Below are 3,928 nucleotides of genomic sequence, written 5' to 3'. Positions count from 1 at the left end.
AAAAAAATGATATGCTTCTTTGCATACTAACATTATATCATAAAATTATGAATAATTTATGAACGAATTATGAATTGATTATTTTCTGTTTTCTCTGATTGATGCCTTCTGCTTTTTTATATCCTGCAAAACAGCAGCCATAAACTTATCTGTATTATTCATCAGATTATCTACATAATCATTGGCAGACTTTTTAACTTCCTTGGCATTATTCTGTGCTTTTGAAAGCAATTCAATTGCTCTTTTCTTTGCTTCCTTAACAATTGCATCCTGAGAAACTATTGCTTCTGCCCTTTTTTCTGCCTGACTGATTATTGATTCTGATTTTGCCTTAGCTTCATTTAATATTCTTTCCCTGTCAAAAGCCACAAGTCTTGCGTCTTTTATTTCATGAGGCATATTCAGTCTCACATCATTGACCAGTTCTCTCATTCTGTCGGCATCCACTAAATATTTATTGCCTGCAAATGGAAAAGGCTTAGCCTTATCAAGAACCTCATCCATTTCATCAAGTATTTCATCAATTTTATTATTCATAGATTTACTCCTTTACAAGCCTTTTTCTTATAAAATCAAGCACATTATCCGGTACAAAATGACTGATATCACCGCCGAAATAAGCTATCTGCTTTACAACACTTGAGCTTAAATACATATTTTCAGATGAGGTTGTTAAAAATACTGTTTCAGCACCATTATATAATTTCTTATTTGCCAGAGCCATCTGAAATTCATATTCAAAATCACTTACTGCTCTCAAACCTTTTACAATAGCAATTGCCCCGATTTTTTTTACATAATCAGCCAGAAGACCGTCCAATATATCTATACAAACATTGTCAAATTCCTTTGTATTTTCACGAATCATCATCATTCGTTCAGATTCTGTAAAGCTTGGTGTTTTCGAGGTATTAACTGAAATCAGAACAACGACCTGATCAAATAGCTGAGATGCTCTTTTTATTATATCCAAATGTCCCAGTGTTATAGGATCAAAACTTCCCGGACAAACAGCTATTCTTTTCAAATCATTCATCCTCTCCGTCAAAAAGATACATTGACACATTTATTTTACCATATTTATAAGTTTTTTTCAACCTTAAATTTTCAATTTTTTCAGGTAATACAAGATTTTTTTCATGTTCACATATAATTTTACCATTAAAATTCAGTTTATTTGTCAGCATTGGCAAAATTTCAAGTAATATTCCTTTATTATATGGCGGATCCAGAAAAATAATATCAAATTTCTTATCAGTAATTTTAAGAAAATCCATACTGTTCATATTAAACAACAAAGATTTATCCATAAAATCAGTTTTAGTTAAATTATTTTTTACAATATCCAAAGATTTTTTTGAGTTATCAACAAATACTGCTGAACATGCTCCCCTGCTTAAAGCTTCAATGCCCAGCTGTCCGCTTCCTGCGAACAAATCAAGAACCAATGAATTTTCCAGATCAAACTGAATAGCTGAAAACATTCCTTCCTTTACTCTGTCAGTAGTAGGACGAACATCCATTCCCTCCAATGTTTCCAATTTCTTTCCCTTGGCAATTCCTGTTATAACTCTCATAAATCACACCCACTTTACAGATTTTGAATAAGTTCATATAATTCATTTGCAATATTGATATTTACCCCTGCAACCTTTGCAAGTTCTTCCGGCATTGCTTTTTTTAAATTTTCCTTTGTTTTATATTCAAGAATTAAATTCTGTGCTTTTTTATTTCCTATACCTTTAACTTTTGTAAGTTCAAAACTAAAGTTATTTTTAGTATGTTTTGATTTCATATAGGAAATGGCAAATCTGTGAACTTCATCCTGAATCTTTGTCATAAGTATAAATGCCTGAGATTTTTTTGAAACTGAAATTTCTCCGCCGCTGGTAGCAATTGCACGGGTTCTGTGTTTGCTGTCCTTTACAAGACCATAAATTGGAATATCCAGTTTATATTTATCCAATACTTCTTTTACAGCGTTAACATGTCCTTTTCCGCCATCCAGTAAAATTAAATCAGGACGTGTAAGGAATCCACTGTCAGTGCCGTGAAAATATTCGTTAAAACGTCGCTCAATAACTTCCTGCATACATGCATAGTCATTTTGAACAGCATTATTTTTTATTGAAAACCTTTTATATGCTTTTTTAAAAGGACGTCCATTTTTAAATACAATCATTCCTGCAACCATGGAAGATGACGATAAATTGGATATATCATACGATTCGATATATTCCGGCGGTGATTGCAGTCCTAAAATTTTAGCCAGATCTTCCAAGGCAGATATTTCTTTGCTTGTACGAGCTGTCTTAATTGACCAGTATTCTTCAGCGTTAGCCTTTGTCATCATTATATATTTAAGTAGATTTCCTTTTTTAGGAAATATAAATTTAATATTATGTCCGCATTTGTCACATAAAGCTTTTCTGATTAATTCGTAATTATCAAATGATTCTTCCATGATTATATTCTGAGGAATCTCATTTTGGTAAGTATAATACATGCTCAGGAAAGATTCCATAATATTTTCATCGCATTCATTATTGACAAAGGGAAATGTAACCTTATCAAACAATCTTCCATTCCTATATTTCAGAAGTGAAACACAAGTCCCCTGCGGACTATTGGAATAGGCTATAAAATCACAATTCTTCAAATCATCATCAAATATTTTTTGTTTCATGCCGCTTTTGGTAATCGCATTTATTCTGTCACGAATTCTTGCAGCTTTTTCAAATTCCAGATTATCTGAAGCTTTTTGCATTTGTATCTGAAGCTTTTTTACTGAAAAATCATTACCATTTTTTATATATGATTTTGCCTGATTTACTACTTCATTATATTCTTTTGATGTGATATTATTACAACACACTCCCATGCATTGTTTTATATGATAATTAAGGCATGGTTTTTTTAGTGTTCTGTCATCTGTAAATTTATTTTTACAGGTAGGCAGCTTGAATACTTTATTAACTTCATCAACTGTCTGAGTAACAATAAAAGAACTTGTATACGGTCCGAGAAAATCCCCTGATTTATTCACATTTTTTTCAGCAGTTATTTTAGGAAATGGTTCTTTGGAAAATTTTATATAAAAATAGCCTTTATCATCCTTTAAAAGAATATTATACTTAGGTTTATGCTGCTTAATAAGGCTGCATTCAAGAACCAGTGCTTCATATTCACTGTCAGTTACAATAAAATCATAATCATACACATTTGAAACCATTTGCTGAACTTTTATGCTATGGTTTGAATTATGCCTAAAATAACTGCTGACTCTGTTTTTTAAATTTTTTGCTTTACCAATATATATAATATTATTATCTTTATCCTTCATTAAATAAACACCCGGTGAAATTGTAAGCCTGGATGTCTTTTGCTGAAGAAAAGGCAATCGATCATTCATAAATTCCTCCGGGTATAAATTTATTTCTGGTTGTCGTGCATTCTTATTTCTTTTCGCTTGATTTTACCGCCGATTGTCTTAGGCAATTCATCTACATATTCGATGATTCTCGGATATTTATAAGGTGCAGTGGTATGCTTAACATGTTCCTGAAGTTCTTTTGTAAGATTTTCACTTGGTGTGTATCCTTTAGCAAGAACAACAGTAGCTTTAACCACTTGTCCTCTTATAGGATCCGGAGCAGAAGTTATAGCGCATTCGACTACCGAAGGATGTTCCAGCATAGCGCTTTCGACTTCAAAAGGTCCTATACGATATCCGGAGCATTTTATAACATCATCATTTCTTCCAATAAACCAGTAGTAGCCATCCTTGTCACACACTGCCATATCGCCGGTATTATAATACTCTCCGCCCAGAGCTTCATGAGTCATCTCTTCATTATGAAAATAGCCGGTAAACAATCCTATCGGAAGTTTATGGTTTACACCATAAATAACTATTGTTCCCTCTTCT

Annotated in this window: 5 protein-coding genes; all 5 read right to left on the bottom strand. The window is 32.4% G+C overall.

Annotated features, from left to right (window positions below):
- Nucleotides 1–78: 78 nt before the first annotated feature.
- Nucleotides 79–537 (bottom strand): vacuolar-type H+-ATPase subunit H, encoded by a 459-nt coding sequence (locus ACI4WO_RS02045; RefSeq protein WP_439805895.1) that lies wholly within the window; start codon nucleotides 535–537, stop codon nucleotides 79–81.
- A gap of 4 nt (nucleotides 538–541) precedes the next feature.
- A complete protein-coding gene (coaD, locus tag ACI4WO_RS02040) occupies nucleotides 542–1,027 on the bottom strand; it encodes a pantetheine-phosphate adenylyltransferase (RefSeq protein WP_439805894.1) in 486 nt (161 codons plus the stop codon).
- Between the two features lies 1 nt (nucleotide 1,028).
- On the bottom strand, nucleotides 1,029–1,577 hold the full coding sequence (gene rsmD / locus ACI4WO_RS02035) for a 16S rRNA (guanine(966)-N(2))-methyltransferase RsmD (protein ID WP_439805893.1): 549 nt from the start codon (nucleotides 1,575–1,577) through the stop codon (nucleotides 1,029–1,031).
- Nucleotides 1,578–1,591: 14 nt separating this feature from the next.
- Nucleotides 1,592–3,412: an excinuclease ABC subunit UvrC gene (gene uvrC / locus ACI4WO_RS02030; RefSeq protein WP_439805892.1), complete on the bottom strand. Its 1,821-nt coding sequence runs from the start codon at nucleotides 3,410–3,412 to the stop codon at nucleotides 1,592–1,594.
- Nucleotides 3,413–3,432: 20 nt separating this feature from the next.
- Nucleotides 3,433–3,928: AMP-binding enzyme (locus ACI4WO_RS02025; RefSeq protein WP_439805891.1), on the bottom strand; the 496-nt coding region annotated here is incomplete at its 5' end.

Origin of the sequence: Porcipelethomonas sp., assembly GCF_051893655.1 — a bacterium.
Lineage (GTDB): Bacteria > Bacillota > Clostridia > Oscillospirales > Ruminococcaceae > Porcipelethomonas.
This window is presented reverse-complemented; position numbering and strand designations above follow the sequence as displayed.